The organism is Clostridium tarantellae (assembly GCF_009295725.1).
Lineage (GTDB): Bacteria > Bacillota > Clostridia > Clostridiales > Clostridiaceae > Sarcina > Sarcina tarantellae.
Map to the genome: position 1 here is coordinate 1 of NZ_WHJC01000377.1, position 2,784 is coordinate 2,784.

General features: G+C 25.6%; 3 protein-coding genes. 2 read left to right on the forward strand and 1 reads right to left on the reverse strand.

The window, feature by feature from the left end:
• Positions 1-187 precede the first annotated feature (187 nt).
• A complete protein-coding gene (locus tag GBZ86_RS14665; protein ID WP_152891878.1) occupies positions 188-607 on the forward strand; it encodes a hypothetical protein in 420 nt (139 codons plus the stop codon).
• A gap of 46 nt (positions 608-653) precedes the next feature.
• Positions 654-1,715, forward strand: coding sequence for an aerolysin family beta-barrel pore-forming toxin (locus tag GBZ86_RS14670; protein WP_152891880.1), 1,062 nt, complete (start codon positions 654-656; stop codon positions 1,713-1,715).
• Positions 1,716-1,867: 152 nt separating this feature from the next.
• On the opposite strand, the gene thrB is transcribed toward GBZ86_RS14670, so the two are convergent.
• Positions 1,868-2,752 carry a homoserine kinase gene (gene thrB, locus GBZ86_RS14675; protein ID WP_152891882.1) on the reverse strand — a complete coding sequence of 295 codons (885 nt, stop codon included), beginning with the start codon at positions 2,750-2,752 and terminating at the stop codon, positions 1,868-1,870.
• Positions 2,753-2,784: the final 32 nt, after the last annotated feature.

A 2,784-nucleotide genomic window follows, 5' to 3' on the forward strand; every position in this document is an offset into this window, starting at 1 on the left:
TAAATTAACAATACAAAACATAATGCTATTATTAAAATAATTAATTTTTTATAGCTGATTAATTTAAATTCGCCTAAAATATACATTTATCATTTTAAGTTTTATATTTATTTGTTGAAATTTGTAACAATTACATATATGTACATATATATTGGTAATATACTTTTATTAAAGGAGAATAAATTTTATGTATAATATTTCTTATATTGATGATATTAGTTTTCCTGATGCTATAGATAATAATATATCAGACTTAAAAACTAATAATGCTACTCCCTTTAATTCAATACCCTCTAATAATTTAATACCTTCTATTGAAGTTAATCATGTGCAAATAATAAATTCATCAAATTTTCCAATAAATTTTAATATAATATATACAATAGGAGAAAAAAACTATTCTTCAAACTCTCGAGAATTCTCTCCTTCATTTACTAGACAAATTTCTTTTCCAATTAATGCGAAATTTCTTTATTTAATTATAAACTCCATAAATTCATCAAATAAAGAAAATCCAATATATCATATGTCTCTTAATTCAAATAAAAATTTTACATTCAATGTAACAGGAACTATTGATAACCCTATAATAACTGAGCAATTTTAGTTTATTTTTTAATCTTAATAACTTAATAAAAGGAGCTTAAATTTTTATGATTAACAATACTGATTTATCAAATTATATTATAATAAAAGAAAATGAATATCATGATATAGAAAGTCTTAAGTACAAACTTGTTTCTAGCCCTTCATTTATAAAACAATGGTGTTTAATTGCTCATTCTTTAGGCTTTTATGGAGCTTATGGAGATGGAACTAAAAAAATTGGAGAAAATATGAATTTAGAAAAATCTGGTTCTGACTATATTCTTCAAGGAACTCTAAGTCCTGTTGAATTACCTGGTGCTGATCCAGGATTTTTTGTTCCTAGACGTGTAAAAATTACATTTTCAAATTTTAAACTTGAATTTATACCGGAAACAATTTCTACTAAAGAGCCTAAAATCACAGATTTAGCTTCTGAGGTTGTAACTTCAACAAGATATATAAATAGAGATGATACTACTGCTACCGTAACAAAATCCTTTACTTTTTCAAAATCAGATACAACTAGTAATTATTCTTCCAACAGCATATCTAATAGTGTATCTCTTCGCTATAATTATAATATTGAAGTACCTGGATTAACTCAAGAATTTGAAATTTCTTATAATTTTTCCCAAGAGCATACTTTCGGTCAACAAAAAGATGAAACATTCACTCAAGAAAATACAGATGAATTTTCTCGCTCTGTACCACCTAATAGTAGTATTCCTATAAAGGTATTAGCATATAAAGCTAATATTAAAGTTCCTTATACTGCACTAGCAAAAGTAATGTTTAACGTTACTTTTCAAGGTCAACTTCTAAAACCATCTACCATTTATAAAGATCATTCTATTTTTTGGTATGGAAATTATGCTTCATTAACCTATACCTTTGGAAATGATAGCCTTTCAGCCATTGAAGATTTAAATAAACAATATACTAACAAAAATATACCTGATTCTACCCCTTGGAATTGGAACTTATTAATAGCTTCAAAAAAACCATACATTCAAAGTATATTAAAAAGTTTTTCTAAAGAATATGTTGCTGAAATTAGCGGTGAATTTAATAAATCAACTGTTACAGATGTAGTTATAGATGCTGGTAAAGCTACTCCATTACAATAAATTTAAACTTATCCTACTAAAATTTAAAATAATGTTATAATAAAATAATTATTTATTTAAAGGAGTGCTAAAGAATTGTAATAGACTACATAAGTATTGCTTTAAATTCTTAACACTCCTAAATATAAAAATAATTAATATAAAATTTATTTTTAATATATTTTTACCCCTGAACTTGTCTTTAAAACTTTCACACTATATTTATAATCTTTTATTTCTTTTATCTTTTCTTTTATAGCATTAACATTATTATCTTCACAACAATTATTTATGCCGATAATAGTTGGTCCTGCTCCACTTAAAAATGAACAAACACATCCATTTCCATTTAAGATATCTAATATTTCTTTATGCTTAGGAATTAATACATATCTATATTGTTCATGAAGTCTATCATTACAATAATATTTTAATTTTTCATAATCTTCCTTTATAAAACTAGCTACTGTCATAGCAGATCTAGTAGTATTGTAAATAGCATCTCTAAAATCCACCTTTTTAGGTAATATATTTCTACATTCATTAGTTGAAAGAGGAAAATCAGGTATAACAGTAATAAACTTAAGACTATCACTTACCTTTATTTTTTCATAATAAACTTCTCCCCATTCTACTAAAGCTAAAACCATTCCCCCTAATATGGCAGGCGCTACATTATCAGGATGTTGCTCTATTTCTATGGCCATATTTAATAATTCATCCTTTGAATATCTATTTCCTAAAATTGAATTAGCACCAAATAACCCTGCTACTATACAACTTGAACTACTTCCAAGGCCACTACTAATAGGTATATTATTTTCTAATAGAGCTATTTTTATCCCTCCCATATTCTTACCAGCTTTTTCATAAACTTTTTTCATTGCTTTATACACTAAATTATTTTCATTACAAAACTCATCTTTAAACCCTTCAAATTCCACACCTTTAAGTATTTTTGAAAATTCAAATACATTATATTGGTTTAAAGCAACTCCTAAGCAATCAAATGCTGGTCCTATATTTGCTGAAGTAGCTGGAACCCTTATTTTTACCATAGTTTTTCCCCCTTAATTAAAAAATCTAAAAT

What these genes read in the sequence shown, in the direction of transcription:
- GBZ86_RS14670 (WP_152891880.1), top strand. Translation starts at nt 654, where the DNA reads ATGATTAACAATACTGATTTATCAAATTATATTATAATAAAAGAAAAT.
- thrB (WP_152891882.1), bottom strand. Translation starts at nt 2,752, where the DNA reads ATGGTAAAAATAAGGGTTCCAGCTACTTCAGCAAATATAGGACCAGCA.
- GBZ86_RS14665 (WP_152891878.1), top strand. Translation starts at nt 188, where the DNA reads ATGTATAATATTTCTTATATTGATGATATTAGTTTTCCTGATGCTATA.